This window comes from Cryptosporangium sp. NPDC048952 (assembly GCF_043197895.1).
Lineage (GTDB): Bacteria > Actinomycetota > Actinomycetes > Mycobacteriales > Cryptosporangiaceae > Cryptosporangium.
Window position 1 is genome coordinate 231,612 of the sequence record NZ_JBICTY010000007.1, and the last position, 15,085, is coordinate 246,696.

The following is a 15,085-nucleotide window of genomic DNA, read 5'->3' on the forward strand; positions in this document are numbered from 1 at the left end:
GCCCGATAAGGGTGGCGTTGCTGACGTTGGGTGATCCGGCGACGATGACCGGTGGCTACCTCTACCACCGGCGCGTCGCCGATCGCGCCGCCGCCAACAACGCGCACCTGGAGTTCGTCTCCGTCCCCGACCGCTCCTTCCCGGCCTCCGTGGCCGCCGGCCGCGCCCTCCTCGCCGACCTCGCACGGCGCAATCCGGACGCGATCCTGCTCGACAGCATCGCCGCCGCCTACATCGGCCCGTGGCTACGCGCCGCAGCGCCGCAGCCCACGGGTCCGACCGCCGCCCCGTCGGGGGCGGCCGGGCGCACGGGCGGGCGGTGGCGCCGGCGGGCGCGGGGGGTGGCGCCGATCGTGGGGATGTTGCACCAACCGCCCGGGGGGATCGACCACTCGGGGATGCGACGGTGGGTACAGAAGGTGCTCGACGAGCGGGCCTATCGCTTTGCGTCCAGATTGCTCATCGCCAGCGAAGACCTGGCGGACACCCTGCGCGCAGCGGGAATGCCCGCGGACCTCCTGACCGTCGTGGCACCGGGCCGCAACCCGGCGGACCACCCGGTCACCCCCGCCACCGACCTGCGGCAGGGGCGAAAAGCCGCAGTCCTCTCCGTCGGCAACTGGGTCGAACGCAAGGGCCTCCTCGACCTCCTCGAGGCCGTCGCCACCCTCCCCCGGGACGCAGTGACCCTGCACCTCCTGGGCGACCCCGACATCGATCCCACCTACGCGACCCGGGTCCGCGCCCGGCTCGCCACCCCCGATCTGGCCGGCCGGGTGATCACCCACGGCCTCGTCACCCCCGCCGAAGTCGTCGGCTTCTACCGCGCCGCAGACGTGTTCGCACTGGCCAGCGTCCGCGAACCCTACGGAACCGTCTACGGCGAGGCGATGACAGAGGGCCTCCCGGTAGTCGGCTGGGACGCGGGAAACCTCCCGCACCTGGCCCGCCACGGCATCGAGGGTTTCGCCGTCCCACCCGGCGACGTCGGAGCTCTCGCCGAGGCGCTCCGCGAGCTGGCGGAGAACGAACCACGCAGACACGCCATGGCCGCCGCCGCCAAAGCCCGATCGGAATCCTTTCCGAACTGGGACGACACGGCCCGCGTGCTATTCACTGAGATCCGGGCCGTAGTGGAGGAGACGCGGACGTGAGCGAGTTCGAGGCAGTCCTGTTCGACGCCGGCGACACCCTGATCCGCCTCGCCGGCAGCGGCGAGACCCTGCTGCACGGCGCGGCGGCGAACCTGGGCGTGGCCCCGCTGGACCCCGGCGAAGTCGCCGACGTCTGGAAGCGGGTCCTCGACCGCAGCAGCACGGCAGAGGAAATGGCCAAGGGCCGCGACCTGTCGGAGGACAAGCACCACGACGTGTGGACCGCGCTCTACACCAGCGCCGGCATCGACCAGCTCGCGGACGGGCTCTCCGAGGCGCTCTACACCCTCACGGTGGCCGCCGAATCCTGGGAGGCGTTCCCCGACACCGTGCCGACGCTCCGCACGCTCTCCGAGCGCGGCACGAAGATCGGCATCGTCAGCGACACCGGCTTCGACATCCGCCCGGCGATGGAACGACTGGGCATCATGACCTACGTGGACACGGTCGTCATGTCGTTCCAGCACGGCATGTGCAAGCCCGCGACCCCGGTGTTCCTGGCCGCGTGCGATCAGCTCGAGGTCGATCCGACCAGGACGTTGTTCGTGGGCGACAACCCCCTCACGGACTCGGGCGCGATCGCCGTCGGAATGCACGCGTTCCTGCTCCCCCGGCCGAATCCGACGGGTCCGCGCGGTCTGGGGCACGTTCTGTCGCTTGTCTGACCGAATTCTCTGAACCTTCCCGGGTAATCGCCCGTGCTTCCTGCGACGCGACACGAGGTCACGTCAAGGCTGAACGGGTGGATCAGTGACGCTAGATGTTCGAGTCAGCACAGCGAGTCCCCTCTGCGGCGTCGCCGCGGGAGTGCTCCTGCAGACCGCCGTGCTCGGCGGTCTCGCAGCGGGTGTCGGGCTCGGCCCTTCGGGGTGGCTGGCCGGCGCGGCGTTCGCGGTGAGCACCTGGGCTGTGCTGTCCAGCGCGTTGATCCGATCGGGGGCGACGTCGCTGGGGCCGGCCAACGCGGTGACGCTCGCCCGGTGCACGCTCGTCGGCGGCGTCACCGCGCTGGTCGCGGACTCGCTGGCCAACGACCACCCGCCGGTGGTCGTGCTGGTGACGCTCGCGGTCGTCGCCTGGCTGATGGACGGCATCGACGGGCAGGTGGCCCGGCGCACCGGCACCACCACGAAGCTGGGCGGCCGGTTCGACGGTGAGGTCGACTCGATCCTGGCCCTGGTGCTCAGCGTCTACGTCGCGGACTCGCTCGGCCTCTGGGTCGTCGTCGCGATCGGCGCGTACCGCTACCTGTTCCTGATGGCCGGCTGGGGTCTCCCCTGGCTGCGCGCGGAGCTGCCCCGGCGGCAGTCGCGCAGCGCCATCGCAGCTGTTCAGGGCATCGTGCTGATCGTCGCCGCGGCCGGTGTCGTACCGGACTCCGTCATGACGACGATCGCCGGTGTGTCGCTCGCAGTACTGACGTTCTCGTTCGGCCGCGACATCCTGTCCCTGTACCGCAAGCACACGACTGAGACTGCTGTTGTTCGAACCGCTCCGGCATCGGAGCCGTTCGTCGGGGTAGGCCAGTCCTCATGAGCGGAGATCGGGTGACCCTGACGGACGCACCGCGCTATGCGCCGACCTGGCTGGAGCTGCGTGAACCCGCCGACGCCGACGCACGCGCGCGCGACCTGATCGACCCGCTGCGTCAGCACCTGGCCGCGACGCTCACGACCCGCGGATCGCTGCTGATCCGGGACCTCGGCTGCGGCACCGGTTCGATGCAGCGCTGGCTCGCACCGCAGCTGGACGGCCCGCAGCGCTGGATCCTGCAGGACCACGACGCCGACCTGCTCGCGTTCGCCACGGCCAACGCCGCCACGCTCGCCGCGGACGCCTCCCGCGTCACGGTGATGCCGCGCCACGCCGACCTCACCCAGCTCTCCGCCGGTGATCTGCTGTCGACGTCACTGGTCACCGCGTCGGCGCTGCTGGACCTGCTCAGCCGGGACGAGATCGAGCGGCTGGTCTCGACCTGCGTCGAGGCCGGGTGCCCGGCGCTGATCACGCTGTCGGTCACCGGCGGCATCGACTTCTCGCCGGCCGACCCGCTCGACGACGAGCTGACCGCCGGGTTCGCCGACCACCTGCGTTCCCACGTCGAGGGCCGGGAGCTGCTCGGTCCCGACGCCGGCGCGGCCGCTGCGGAGGAGTTCAGCCAGCGCGGCTGGATCGTCGAGCAGCGGTCGAGCGTCTGGCAGCTCGGAGCAGCGCACGCCGACCTGACCGCGGAATGGCTGCGCGGCTGGGTTCCGGCCGCCGCCGCGCGGCGTCCCGGCCTCGATGCCGAAAGCTATCTGACCCGGCGCCTCGACGCCCTCGCCACGGGCGAGCTCCGGGCCACCGTCCACCACACCGACCTGCTCGCCCTTCCGCACGGGGCGACGACACTTCTTGGGGCAGCATGATGAAGCAACGCATCTGGGCGTGGGTCCGAACGCTCGGCGGAGTCGCGATCATCGGCGTCCTGCTGTGGCGGCTCGGGTCGAGCGCGTTCCTCGACGGGCTGCGCGTCATCAACGTGTGGACGCTGCTCGGCGCGTTCGGGATCGGGCTGCTCGCGACAGTTGCCAGCGCCTGGCGCTGGGTTCTCGCCGCTCGGGGTCTCGGGATCCGGATGCCGCTGCACACGGCGGTCGCGGACTACTACCAGTCGCTGTTCCTGAACGCGACGCTCCCCGGTGGGCTGCTCGGTGACGTCCACCGCGCGGTGAGCAACGGACGCGAGAACGGCGACGTCGGTCGCGGGGTCCGGGCGGTCGTGCTGGAGCGGTTCGCCGGGCAGGTGGCGATGTTCGTCATCGGTGGGGCCGTGCTGCTGGCGCACCCGTGGCTGCTGCACTACGTGTGGGTTCGGGTGCCGGGGTCGTTCCTGGTGGCGTTCGCCGGGGTGGTCGTGGGTCTGACGCTGCTCGTCGTGTCGCGGCCGGGGCTACGGCGGAAGGCCGCCGCGGTGGGCCGGGACGTGCGGCACGGGCTCCTGGCGAAGCGGAACTGGATCTGGGTCGGGTTCTCGTCCGCGGTGGTCGTGATCTCGCACCTGGCGACGTTCGTGCTGGCGGCGCGTGCCGCTGGGGCGACCGCGCCGGTCGGGCAGCTGTTGCCGCTGATGGTGCTGGCGTTGCTGGTGATGGCGGTGCCGCTGAGCGTCGGTGGGTGGGGGCCCCGTGAGGGCTTCATGGCCTGGGCGTTCGGCCTGGCCGGGCTCGGCGCCCAGGAGGGCCTGACGATCGCCGTCGTCTACGGCCTTTTCGCCCTGGTCGCTGCCCTCCCGGGCATCGCCGTCCTCGGCTACCGCCTCTTCAAGCGCCGCCGGGCCGCCGCCGCCCCCGTCAGCCCGGCGGTGGCTCCGACCACCACCGCTCCCGCCGCACCGACGGCGCTCGCGCTCGACACCGCCACCCCGGCGACGGACCGCCAGCGCTTGGCGCTCGACGCCGGCTCGCGGCGCGAGCTCGCTACGGCGGCCGCCTGAGGGATGAACGTCTTGGGGGCCCATAGGCCCCCAAGACGTTCAGCGGTCGGAGGGGATCACGCGCCAGGCGATCCGCGCCTACGTCCGCGCGAGCTGGAGGGGACCCGCGAGCTCCTGAAAATCGACCCTCTACTCAAATAAGCCTAAATGCCGCAACCATTCTGCAACCGGGCTGCACCTCAACAACTCCCGTAGCTGGGCAGGCTAGGAAAGATCCGCCTGGACCACGGAGGTTGGATGGCCACCACGCTGCGGAAAGGTCCACCTGCCTGGCTCGCCTTCCTGGCTGCCGGGCTGGTCGCCGTGGTGGCGTTCCGGCTGGTTCCGTCCGGAGGAGCGCAGAGCCTGCTCTACCTGCTGCTCGTCCTCGCGGGGGCCGCAGCCGTCGGCGCCGGGGTGTGGCGACACCGGCCGAAGGCGTACGTCGCCTGGCTGCTGCTCGGCGCGGGACAGCTGTCGCTGTTCTGCGGGAGCCTCCCCGTCTACCTGGCACCGCTGTTCGGGTTCGAGAAGCCCGGCTTCCCGAGCCTCCTGACCGTCATCTACGTCGCGCAGTACCCGCTGACCGGCGTCGGCCTGCTCCTGCTCATCAAGCGGCGGGCCCCGTCGTGGGACGTCGCCAGCCTGATCGACGCGGCGATCCTCACGGTGTCGGCCTCGCTGCTGTCGTGGGTCTACCTGATCTCCCCGCTCACCGCCGACCCGACGCTCACGATGCTCGACGAGGTCGCGATCGCCGCGTTCCCGCTCGGTGACGTCCTGCTGCTCGCGGTCGGCGCGCGCCTGATGCTGGGCGCCGGTCTCCGGCCGCCCTCGCTGTGGCTGCTCGCCGGCTACCTCGTGCTGATCGCGGTCGGCGACACCGGGCAGGGCGTCGAATCGCTGAACGGCACGCTGGTGCTCGGGGGCCACTGGCCGGAGACGATGTGGGTGATCGCCGCGGTCACGCTCGGCACCGCCGGGCTGCACCCGAGCGTCCGGGCCGTGGAGGAGCTCTCCCCGACCGCCGACCCGGAAGCCGGCAGCCGCCGCCTGGCCCTGCTCGCGGTCGCGTCCCTGCTCGCCCCGACGACGCTGCTCATCCAGTACTTCCGTGGCGCCCCGCTGCACGTCCCACTGGTGTGCGCGACCTGCGCGCTGCTGTTCCTGCTCGTGCTGGGCCGGATGGCCCGGCTGGTCGCCACCCAGCGGGAGGTCGCGATCACCGACGGGCTGACCGGGCTGCACACCCGGCGCTACTTCGAGCACAGCCTCGCCGTCGAGGGCGAGCGTGCGCTCCGCGGCGCCGGGCTGGCCGTCCTGCTGCTGGACATCGACCACTTCAAGGCGATCAACGACACGTACGGCCACCACGGCGGCGACCGGGTGCTCTGCGAGGTCTCCCGCCGCCTCAAGGTCGCGATGCGCGGCGGCGACCTCGTCGCCCGCTACGGCGGTGAGGAGTTCGCGATCCTCATCCCGAACACTCTGCCGCCGATCGCACGGGAGATCGCCGAACGTGTCCGTCTCTCGATCAGCGAGGTGCCGATGGCAGTGAGCCCCACGACGTCGGTGTCGGTCGCGGTCTCGATCGGCGTCGCCACGATGCCGGAGGACGCCACGTCGGTGGACGACCTCGTGCTCCTGGCCGACCAACTGCTCTACGCGTCCAAAGAGACCGGGCGGAACCGGGTCACCTCGACAGCCAACCGGACCGCCGTACCCGAGCCGGCGAACGCCGACCGAGCAGAGGACGCCGACAGAACGGTGGTGCACCGGTGAAGCTGGAAGAGTCCGGCAGAGCCAATCAGCGCGTCCGGCGGCGGATCCGACCGTCGGTGATCGCGACCGGCCCGGCCATGGCCCGCACCGCGGGGGCGTGCTACGTCACCGGCGGTGTCATCGGCTTCCTGAGCACGTGGGTGGCCCGCTACGACTGGAGCGGCGCCGACCGCCACGGGATGGAGTGGGTGTTCGGCGTCTCGCTGGCGGCCCTGCTCGTCGGCGGCGCGCTGATCCTGGTCGGCAGCCGGCTCCCGCAATGGGGTTTCTACGCGATCAGCCACCTCTCGGTCGTGGTCCTCGCCGTGGGCGTCTGGCTCGTGAAGGGCCGGCCGGAGGCGATGGCGATCGCGTCGCTGCTGGTGGTCGTCGTCATGTACACCGCGTTCTTCTTCGACTGGACGGCCGCGGTCCTCACCGAGAGCCACGCGCTGGCCGCGATCGTCGTCGCGAAGCTCTGGTGGGACGCGGTCCCGTGGGTGTGCGTCGTCTCCCTCGTCGGCTTGACGCTGCTGGTGGCAGGCATCACCGGCGCGCTCATCCGGGCCGCCGCCGACGCGGACGTCGACGGGCTCACCGGCCTGCCCAACCGGCGCGGGTTCGACCGCCTCCTGCAGACCACACTGACCGACGCCGAACGCGGCGGCGGGCAGCTGACCGTCGCGATCCTCGACCTCGACGGCTTCACGGCGATCAACGAGCAGCAGGGTCGCGCGGAGGGCGACAAGTGGCTGCAGAACTTCGCCCGGGACTGGGTCGCGCAGGCCGGGCAGGACGCGGTCATGGCCCGGCACGGCGCCGACGAATTCGCGATCATCTGGCCCGGCGGGACGTCCGGGCAGCTCACCAAGCAGCTCGACGCGTTCCGTGGCACCCACCCGGAGTTCTCCGCCGGTGTCGCGGTCTGGCAGACCGGCGACACCCCCTCGCTGCTGGCCAGCCGCGCCGAGATCGCGCTCTACGAGGCCAAGAGCAGCGGCGGTGGCCGCACGTTCAGCAGCAACGACGCCGGCGGAGAGAGCTGGATGCTGCTCAGCTCCGCGCTGACCAACGGCGAGTTCAACGTCGTCTACCAGCCGATCGTCAACGGCGCGACCGGCTTGGTCACCGGCGCCGAGGCACTGCTGCGGTGGAACCGGCCCGGCAAGGGACCGGTGTCCCCGGCGGAGTTCATCCCGATCGCGGAGAGCAGCGGGTTCATCAGCAAGCTCGACCACTGGGTGCTCGAGACCGCGTGCCGGGAGGCGGCGGCGTGGCCGCGTGCGGTCCCGGCGAAGGTCACCGTGAACGTCTCGGGCCGCGAGCTGCACCAGCCGGACTACTACCAGCAGGTCGTCGACGTGCTGATCCGCACCGGTCTGCCGCCGCAGCGCCTGGTGCTGGAGGTCACCGAGAGCACGATGGAGGCCGACTCGCCGGTCGCGCTGGACGCCCTGCGCCGGCTGCGCGCGGACGGCGTCCGGATCGCGATCGACGACTTCGGCACCGGGTATTCGTCGCTGAGCCGGCTGCACCACCTGCCCGCCGACATCCTCAAGATCGACCGCTCGTTCGTCTCGACGATCAAGCCGCAGGACAACGGCGCTCCGCTGATCGCGGCGATCACCGGGCTGGCCCACGCGCTCGGGCTCACCACCGTCGCGGAAGGCGTCGAACAGCAGTACCAGGCCGACGTCCTGCGCCACCACGCGTGCGACGAGAACCAGGGCTGGCTGCACGGGCGTCCCGACGAACCCGAGCTCATCCACGCGGCCCTGGCCCAGCAGGCGCTGAGCCAGCCGTCGGTCGGCGTCGAGCAACGCGCTCCCGTGACGTGAACGGTTCATCCTCCTCGGATACGTTCGAACCTGCGGGGTAGGGACCGCGTAGTCGGAGATGACGCTGAGCCACAGGAAGGGCAGAACCCATGTCCCCGAAGACGGTCGAGATCGATGCGACACCCGAGTGGGCCGCGGCGGGCGAACACGCCGCCCGTCTGCGCGGCACCCACCTGCGAGACCTCTTCGCGGCCGACGCCGAGCGCGCCGACCGGCTGACCGTCGAGGCCGCCGGCCTCGTGGCCGACTTCTCCAAGCACCGGGTCGACGCCGACGCGCTGGGCGCGTTGTTCGCGCTGGCCCGTGCCGCGGACGTGGAAGGCCACCGGGACGCCATGCTGCGCGGCGAGAAGATCAACACGACCGAGAACCGGGCCGTGCTGCACACCGCGCTACGGGCGCCCCGGGACGCGGAGATCGTCGTCGACGGCGAGAACGTCGTCCCGCTCGTGCACGAGGTGCTCGACCGGATGGCGGCGTTCTCCGACCGCGTCCGCAGCGGCGAGTGGACCGGCTCGACCGGCCGCCGCATCCGCACCGTCGTCAACATCGGAATCGGCGGGTCCGACCTCGGCCCGCGGATGGCCTATCAGGCGCTCGAGCCTTACGCCGACGAGAACATCGCCTGCCGCTTCGTCTCGAACGTGGACGGCGACGACCTGGCCTCCAACCTCAAGGGCCTCGACGCCGAGCAGACGCTGTTCATCGTCGCCTCGAAGACGTTCACGACGCTCGAGACGATGACCAACGCGCGCGCCGCCCGCGACTGGCTGGTCGCTCAGCTCGGCGACAAAGCCGAGGTCGCGAAGCACTTCGTCGCGGTCTCCACGAACCTGTCCGAGGTCGAGAAGTTCGGCATCGACCCCGCGAACACGTTCGGGTTCTGGGACTGGGTCGGCGGCCGGTACTCCTTCGACTCCGCGATCGGCCTCTCGCTGATGGTCGCGATCGGACCGGACGGGTTCCGCGAGCTGCTGGCGGGCATGCACGCGGTCGACGAGCACTTCGCGACCGCACCGCTGGAGCAGAACCTGCCGGTCATCATGGGCGTCCTCGGCCTCTGGTACCGCGAGTTCTTCGACGCGCAGAGCCACGCCGTGCTGCCCTACGCGCACTACCTCTCCCGGTTCACCGACTACCTGCAGCAGCTGGACATGGAGTCCAACGGCAAGCGGGTGCGCCGCGACGGCACGCCGGTCGACTACCAGACCGGGCCGATCGTCTGGGGCACGCCGGGCACCAACGGTCAGCACGCGTACTACCAGCTGATCCACCAGGGCACGACGCTCATCCCGGTCGACTTCCTGGCGTTCCTGCACCCGGCGGAGGAGGTCGGAAACCAGCACGACCTGCTCACCGCGAACGTGCTGGCGCAGGCCGAGGCGCTGGCGTTCGGCAAGACCGCCGAGCAGGTCGCCGCGGAGGGCGTCGCGTCCGAACTGGTGCCGCACCGCACGTTCCCCGGCAACCACCCGTCGACGACGTTCGTCGTCGACAAGCTCACACCGCGGACGCTCGGCGCGCTGGTGGCGCTGTACGAGCACAAGGTGTTCGTGCAGGGTGCGATCTGGCAGATCAACTCGTTCGACCAGTGGGGCGTGGAGCTGGGCAAGGCGCTGGCCCAGCGGATCGTGCCCGAGCTCGAGTCCTCCAGCGAGCCCGAGCTCGCCCACGACTCCTCGACCAACGCCCTCATCCGGCGGTACCGCGCCGCTCGCCGCAGCTGATCCGTGCTGGATCGGGGCCATCGGCCCCGATCCAGCCGGCATCAGGGCCCCAGTCGGGCGTCCGGGCCGGGCCGGACGGTCTCCGCGATCGCCCGCAGCCTCTCGGTGGACGCCAGCGGGTCACTCGCGTCGACCCGGAGCGCGATCAGCCAGCCGGCGTGGCCGCTGAGCTGATGGAGATACCACAGGGTGGAGCCGCTCCGGTAGGTCAGACCCTCCGGGGGGACGGCCACCGGACCGATCAACTCCTCGTACGAGCGTTTACCGGGCCTCGTCTCCGCGGTGTTTCGCAGCTCCGTCAGGTTCGGGTCGTCGGCCCTGGTGATGTCGACAGTCAACCGGACTCCGGCCGGCGCGGACTCGGTGTTGTACGTGCCCGGCCACTCGGCCAGGCTCACCGGCTCGCTCGGTGCCCCGGCGGGCACCAGCATGAGCATGGCGGGGCCGCTCACCGCCCGTCCCACCTCGGTTCCGGGTGGGAGCGTCATCCGGATGACGTCGACGACGGGCTGCTGCTCGTCGGTGAGGTTCTCCGCTACCTTGACGAGGTCGTCCCCGGTGACGCCCAGCGGACCGTTCGTGTCGACCGTGGCAGCCACCTTGACCCACTGGCCCGGCTTCCGTTGATAGGTCAGCTCCCCGAACGGGCCGAACGGGTTGCCGAGTTCGGGCCCGGCGCTCGCGGCCTCGCCCTCCGGTGACCAGTAGAGGGTCGCGTCCGTGCCGTTCACGTCGACGGTCCGCACCTCGCCGGTGCCCTTGCGGATCTCCGGCTCGCGGCTCATCACCTGCACCGACAGCCACGCCGCCACCGGCTCACCCCGACGAGCGCCGATGCCCCACACCCCCGGCCGCAGATACAGCACCTTCTCCTCGCCGAAGCCGCTCGGCAGCCAGCCGACGCCGATCGGCGCCGGGCCCGGCCAGTCAGTTCGTCCGTCCGTGATCTGAAGGGTCTGGTCCTCCTGGGGACGGAAGACGAACGCGGCGCCGGCACCGGCGAGCAGGACGAGCGACAGCACACCGGCGATCACCTGGCGACGCCGCTGCCGACGACGACGCCGCAGAACCGCGTCCATCAGCCCGTCGGCGCTGGGTGCGAACGAGGCCCGGTGAGCCATCGTGGCGCGCACGTCGCGATCCAGATTCGTCATGACTCTCCCCTCACCGATCCGACGACAGCTGACGACTCGCGTAAGCGGGCCAGGCCGCGGCTCGCATAGCTCCGCACCGCGTGCGGCGAGCAGCCGATCAGCGCGGCGATCGCGGTGTCGTCCAGGTCCTCGTAGAAGCGCAGCGTGAGCACGGCGCGCTGCTGACGCGGAAGCGTGGCGAGCGCGCTCCACAGCGCGTCCCGGTCCGCCACGCGGTCGGCGTGATCGACGTCTGCCCCCGCGTGTCCGGCGGCGTCCTGCGCGGGGATCTCCCCCGACGACCGGCGACGCCGCCAGGACAGGAACTGCCGGAGCACCGCCTTGCGGACGTACGCGCCGGGTTCGTCGATCCGCGACCAGCGTTTGTGCACCTGCACCAGGGCCTCCTGGACGAGGTCCTCGGCGAGGTGGTGATCGCCGGTCAGGACGTACGCGAACCGCAGCAGCGCGGCGCCGTCGGCCTCCAGATAGGAGCCGAAGTTCGAACTCATCGGCACGCCTCTCCTCCCGTGTCAGATGTAGGACGCGGGAGGAGGGGCGATCCGCAGCGCGGAATCTCAGCGAATCTTCGCGTCGACGCCCAGGCGCACGCTCTCCGCGAGCGTGCGCATCGTGCCGCCGTCCGCCAGCGGTTCGCTCGCGTCGACCTTGATGATCACGGCCGCCCGATCGCTCCCGGCCACGAGGTGCACGAACATCAGCTGGGAACCGATCGCGATCACGATGCCCTCCGGTGGGATCTCCGACGACTTCAACCTGCGGTCCTGACCCGCGAACCGTGGGAGGAGCGCCACGTCTTCACTGTCCTTGTCGAGGACCTCGACGATCAGCCGGCTCCGCTGCTCGGTCCGGTGGCTGTTCGGCAGATCGTTGAGGCCCACCGCGGCGGGCCGCGTCCCGGCGTCGTCGAGCGTGACACGCGAGTGCGGGCCGTTGCCGAGCACCCGACCCCAGGTCGTCCCGGCCGGCAGCGTCATCCGGATCGTGTCGACGACCGGTGACTTTTCGTCGGTGATGCCCGACGCGATCAGCACCAGCATCACCGCTGCCTGGGACATCGTCCGAACCGTGTCCACCGCCACGATCCGGATCCACTGACCGGGCTTGCGCTGGTACGTCAGCTCGGCGAACGGGCCGGTGGGATCCGGGGACGCCGGGTCCGCGGCCGCGGACGGCGGCAGCCAGTAGAGCGTTCCCTCCGCGTCGCCCACCCGGATGGTCTCCCGCCGGCCCGAGCCCGGGCGGACCGCCGGTTGGTAGCTCATCACCTGCACGGAAAGCGCCGAGGAGGCGCGGTGGGATTCGATGTCCCACACCGCCTGACCGAGGTACTGCACGTCCGGCTCGACGAAGCCCTCGGGCAGCGAGCCGACGCTGATCGGCGCCGGGGGCGGTGCCATCGACTTGCCGTCGGTGATCTGCAGCGTGCGGTCCTCCCGGGGGCGAAATGCGATCGCGGTGCCGAGACCGCCGAGCAGCACCACGGCGACGACGGCCGCGATCCCAGCGAGCATCCGCTTGCGCCGGTCCCGGCGGGCCCGGTCGTGCACGGCGTCCAGCAGGTCGGAGCCGGACGGCGCCCGGTCGGCGCGTCCGGTGTAGAGGTCCCGGAGTGCGGTGTCCAGGTCGGTCACGATGTCCTCCCGTTGCGAGCGAAGGAGTCCGGAGCGGATTCGCGTAACCGGGCCAGGCCGCGACTGGCGTAACCGCGCACGGTGACGGCCGAGCAGCCGAGCAGCTCGCCGATCGCGGCGTCGTCGAGGTCCTCGTAGAAGCGCAGGAACAGTACGGCGCGCTGCTGGCGCGGCAGCGTGGCCAGCAGCGCCGCGAGCGCGTCCTGGTCGGCGAGCACGTCGGCGTGGTCGGCGCTCACCGGCTCCTCCAGCGCGACGTCGGTGGGCCGCTCGCCGGACGAGCGGCGACGCCGCCACGACAGGTACTGCCGGAGCACCGCCTTGCGCACGTAGGCGCCCGGCTGGTCGATCCGGTGCCAGCGCCGGTGCGTTCTGACCAGCGCTTCCTGCACAAGATCCTCAGCGAGGTGGTGATCGCCGGTCAGCGCGTGCGCGAACCGCAGCAGCGCGGCGCCGTCGGCGATCACGTAGGAGTCGAACGACTCTGTCATCGGCACGCGATCTCCTCCCGTGTCACAACGTAAGACGCGGGAGGAGTCGCGTGGCGTGGTTCGGTTACCGGGCCGGTTTCACAGCGGCGTCCGGGCCGGGCTCGGTGGTCTCCGCCATCGCCGTCAGATCGGCGTCGGAGATGCCGAGGTCGTCGTTCGCACTGACCACGACGGCCAGCTTCGGATTGCTCCGCAGCGTGGTGATCGCGCTGGTCCGCCCGTCCAGCTTCGTGACCGTCGTGCCGCCGGGGATCGTCACGTTCCCCGGATCCTGGTTCGGCAGGTAGAGCGTGATTTCCAGGGCGTCGGCCGGGAAGATCGAGACGCTGAGCGACGTCGCGACGCTCCCGTTGTGCCCGTTGGGCTGCTCCTCCTGGCTCACCGCCTGCGGCCGGACGTCCGCGTCGACGAAGCCGGCGCCGGTGCGGTAGTCGTCGTTGGTGAGCGTCCCCCAGGTCAGTCCCGCCGGCACCGCGCCGATCCGGATCGCGTCCGGCACCGGCCGCTCCTTCTCGACCAGGCTCGTCGCGATCTTCACCAGGTCGTCCCTGGTGATCCCGGTGTCCACGTCTCCGGCGGAGTTCTGCAGGATGAGCCGGATCCACTGGCCCGGCTGTCGCTGGAAGCTGAGCTCCGCGTACGGGCCTTCGGCCTCCGGAGGGGTGTGTCCCCACTTCGGGTCGCCGGCCGCGTGCACCGGCACCCAGTACAACTTTCCGTCACTACCCTTCAGATCGACGTCAGTGAGCTCGCCGGGCGAGGTGCGCACCTTCGGTTCGGCCGCCATGATCTGCAGCTGCAGTGCGGCCAGCCCCTCGTCGCGCCGGGTGTCCAGGCCCCAGGCACCGGGGCCGAGCAGGCGGACGGTCGGCTCGGGGAAGCCGTCGGGCAACCAGCCGAAATCGACCTGCGGGGACGGTGCTTTCCCGAGGTCGGTCGCCGGGCGTGGCGAGGCCGATCCGCTGACCGCCGAGGGGCCCGGCGTGGCGACCTTCAGCCGCTCCACCGCTTCGTCCCGGCCACCCAGCGTGAGCAGCGAACTTCCGACGAGCACCACAGCGACGACAGCGACGACGCCGAGCACGACCCGGCGACGCTGCACCGTCCTGCCGCGCCGGTGCACGGCGTCCAGCAGGCCTTCCGCCGAGGGGGCGTCGTCGGCCAGGTCGTCCATCGCTCCGCGGAGCTGGATCTCCATATCGGTCATGGTGTTCTCCTCACTCCGCGACGACGGTCTGGGCGGACTGGCGTAACCGGCTCAGGCCTTTGCTGGCATGAGCGCGGACAGTGGTGGTCGAGCAGCCGATGAGGTCGGCGATCGTGGCGTCGTCCAGATCTTCGAAGAAGCGGAGGACGAGCACGGCGCGCTGCTGGCGCGGCAGGGTGGCGAGCAACGCGCGGAGCGCGTGCCGGTCGGTGACCTGCTCGGCGACGTCGGCCTGGGTGGATTTGCCCTCGAGGGAGACGTCGGTGGGTCGTTCGCCGGACGAGCGGCAGCGGCGCCACGAGAGGTATTGCCGGAGCACGGCTTTCTTGACGTAGGCGCCCGGCCGGTCGACCCGGTTCCAGCGCCGATGAGCCTTGACCAACGCTTCCTGGACGAGATCCTCGGCCAGGTGGTGGTCACCGGTCAGCACGTGGGCGAACCGCAGCAGGGCAGCGCCCTCCGCGGCAACGTAGGAGTCGAAGGACTCCCCGTCAGATGTCATCAGTACGCCTCTCCTCCGATGTCCTCTGTAGGACGCCGGAGGAGAGGCGTTCCGTTTACTCGAACAGCTTTGCGGCAGTGATCAGTGTCTGGATGATGCCGTAGCCCAGCAGGACGGTGACCAACAGCCAGGAGAGCACCAACCGGATTCGCTGTGTCTGCTC

14 protein-coding genes are annotated in these 15,085 nt (G+C 71.0%); 8 read left to right on the plus strand and 6 right to left on the minus strand.

What is annotated here, in order from left to right:
* Positions 1-11 precede the first annotated feature (11 nt).
* The 8 genes from ACGFY5_RS34720 (at position 12) to pgi (ending at position 9,934) form a co-directional block, all read left to right on the plus strand.
* Positions 12-1,154 carry a glycosyltransferase gene (locus ACGFY5_RS34720; protein WP_392726903.1) on the plus strand — a complete coding sequence of 381 codons (1,143 nt, stop codon included), beginning with the start codon at positions 12-14 and terminating at the stop codon, positions 1,152-1,154.
* Positions 1,151-1,819 (plus strand): HAD family hydrolase, encoded by a 669-nt coding sequence (locus tag ACGFY5_RS34725; RefSeq protein WP_392726906.1) that lies wholly within the window; start codon positions 1,151-1,153, stop codon positions 1,817-1,819. Before ACGFY5_RS34720 ends, ACGFY5_RS34725 begins: the two co-directional genes overlap by 4 nt.
* Positions 1,820-1,904: 85 nt before the next feature.
* Positions 1,905-2,690 carry a CDP-alcohol phosphatidyltransferase family protein gene (locus ACGFY5_RS34730; RefSeq protein WP_392726907.1) on the plus strand — a complete coding sequence of 262 codons (786 nt, stop codon included), beginning with the start codon at positions 1,905-1,907 and terminating at the stop codon, positions 2,688-2,690.
* 11 nt (positions 2,691-2,701) lie between these two features.
* Positions 2,702-3,562 carry a methyltransferase domain-containing protein gene (locus ACGFY5_RS34735; RefSeq protein ID WP_392726910.1) on the plus strand — a complete coding sequence of 287 codons (861 nt, stop codon included), beginning with the start codon at positions 2,702-2,704 and terminating at the stop codon, positions 3,560-3,562.
* The gene (locus ACGFY5_RS34740; RefSeq protein WP_392726912.1) at positions 3,562-4,629 is read left to right on the plus strand and encodes a YbhN family protein; all 1,068 of its coding nucleotides are present in this window, start codon (positions 3,562-3,564) and stop codon (positions 4,627-4,629) included. Before ACGFY5_RS34735 ends, ACGFY5_RS34740 begins: the two co-directional genes overlap by 1 nt.
* Positions 4,630-4,866: 237 nt before the next feature.
* Positions 4,867-6,390, plus strand: coding sequence for a diguanylate cyclase (locus ACGFY5_RS34745; RefSeq protein ID WP_392726915.1), 1,524 nt, complete (start codon positions 4,867-4,869; stop codon positions 6,388-6,390).
* On the plus strand, positions 6,387-8,207 hold the full coding sequence (locus ACGFY5_RS34750) for a putative bifunctional diguanylate cyclase/phosphodiesterase (protein ID WP_392726917.1): 1,821 nt from the start codon (positions 6,387-6,389) through the stop codon (positions 8,205-8,207). The genes ACGFY5_RS34745 and ACGFY5_RS34750 overlap by 4 nt, the downstream gene beginning before the upstream one ends.
* A gap of 89 nt (positions 8,208-8,296) precedes the next feature.
* Positions 8,297-9,934 (plus strand): glucose-6-phosphate isomerase, encoded by a 1,638-nt coding sequence (gene pgi / locus ACGFY5_RS34755; RefSeq protein WP_392726919.1) that lies wholly within the window; start codon positions 8,297-8,299, stop codon positions 9,932-9,934.
* A 41-nt stretch (positions 9,935-9,975) separates the two neighbouring features.
* Here pgi and ACGFY5_RS34760 read toward each other — a convergent pair whose 3' ends face one another.
* The 6 genes from ACGFY5_RS34760 to ACGFY5_RS34785 form a co-directional block, all read right to left on the minus strand.
* Positions 9,976-11,088: a hypothetical protein gene (locus ACGFY5_RS34760; RefSeq protein WP_392726922.1), complete on the minus strand. Its 1,113-nt coding sequence runs from the start codon at positions 11,086-11,088 to the stop codon at positions 9,976-9,978.
* A complete protein-coding gene (locus ACGFY5_RS34765) occupies positions 11,085-11,579 on the minus strand; it encodes a SigE family RNA polymerase sigma factor (protein ID WP_392726925.1) in 495 nt (164 codons plus the stop codon). The genes ACGFY5_RS34760 and ACGFY5_RS34765 overlap by 4 nt, the downstream gene beginning before the upstream one ends.
* Before the next feature lie 66 nt (positions 11,580-11,645).
* Positions 11,646-12,722, minus strand: coding sequence for a hypothetical protein (locus tag ACGFY5_RS34770; RefSeq protein WP_392726928.1), 1,077 nt, complete (start codon positions 12,720-12,722; stop codon positions 11,646-11,648).
* Entirely contained in the window at positions 12,719-13,213 is a 495-nt protein-coding gene (locus ACGFY5_RS34775; protein WP_392726929.1) for a SigE family RNA polymerase sigma factor, read from the minus strand. Before ACGFY5_RS34775 ends, ACGFY5_RS34770 begins: the two co-directional genes overlap by 4 nt.
* A gap of 64 nt (positions 13,214-13,277) precedes the next feature.
* A complete protein-coding gene (locus ACGFY5_RS34780) occupies positions 13,278-14,420 on the minus strand; it encodes a hypothetical protein (RefSeq protein ID WP_392726931.1) in 1,143 nt (380 codons plus the stop codon).
* A gap of 10 nt (positions 14,421-14,430) precedes the next feature.
* On the minus strand, positions 14,431-14,922 hold the full coding sequence (locus tag ACGFY5_RS34785; protein ID WP_392726933.1) for a SigE family RNA polymerase sigma factor: 492 nt from the start codon (positions 14,920-14,922) through the stop codon (positions 14,431-14,433).
* Between the last annotated feature and the right edge of the window lie 163 nt (positions 14,923-15,085).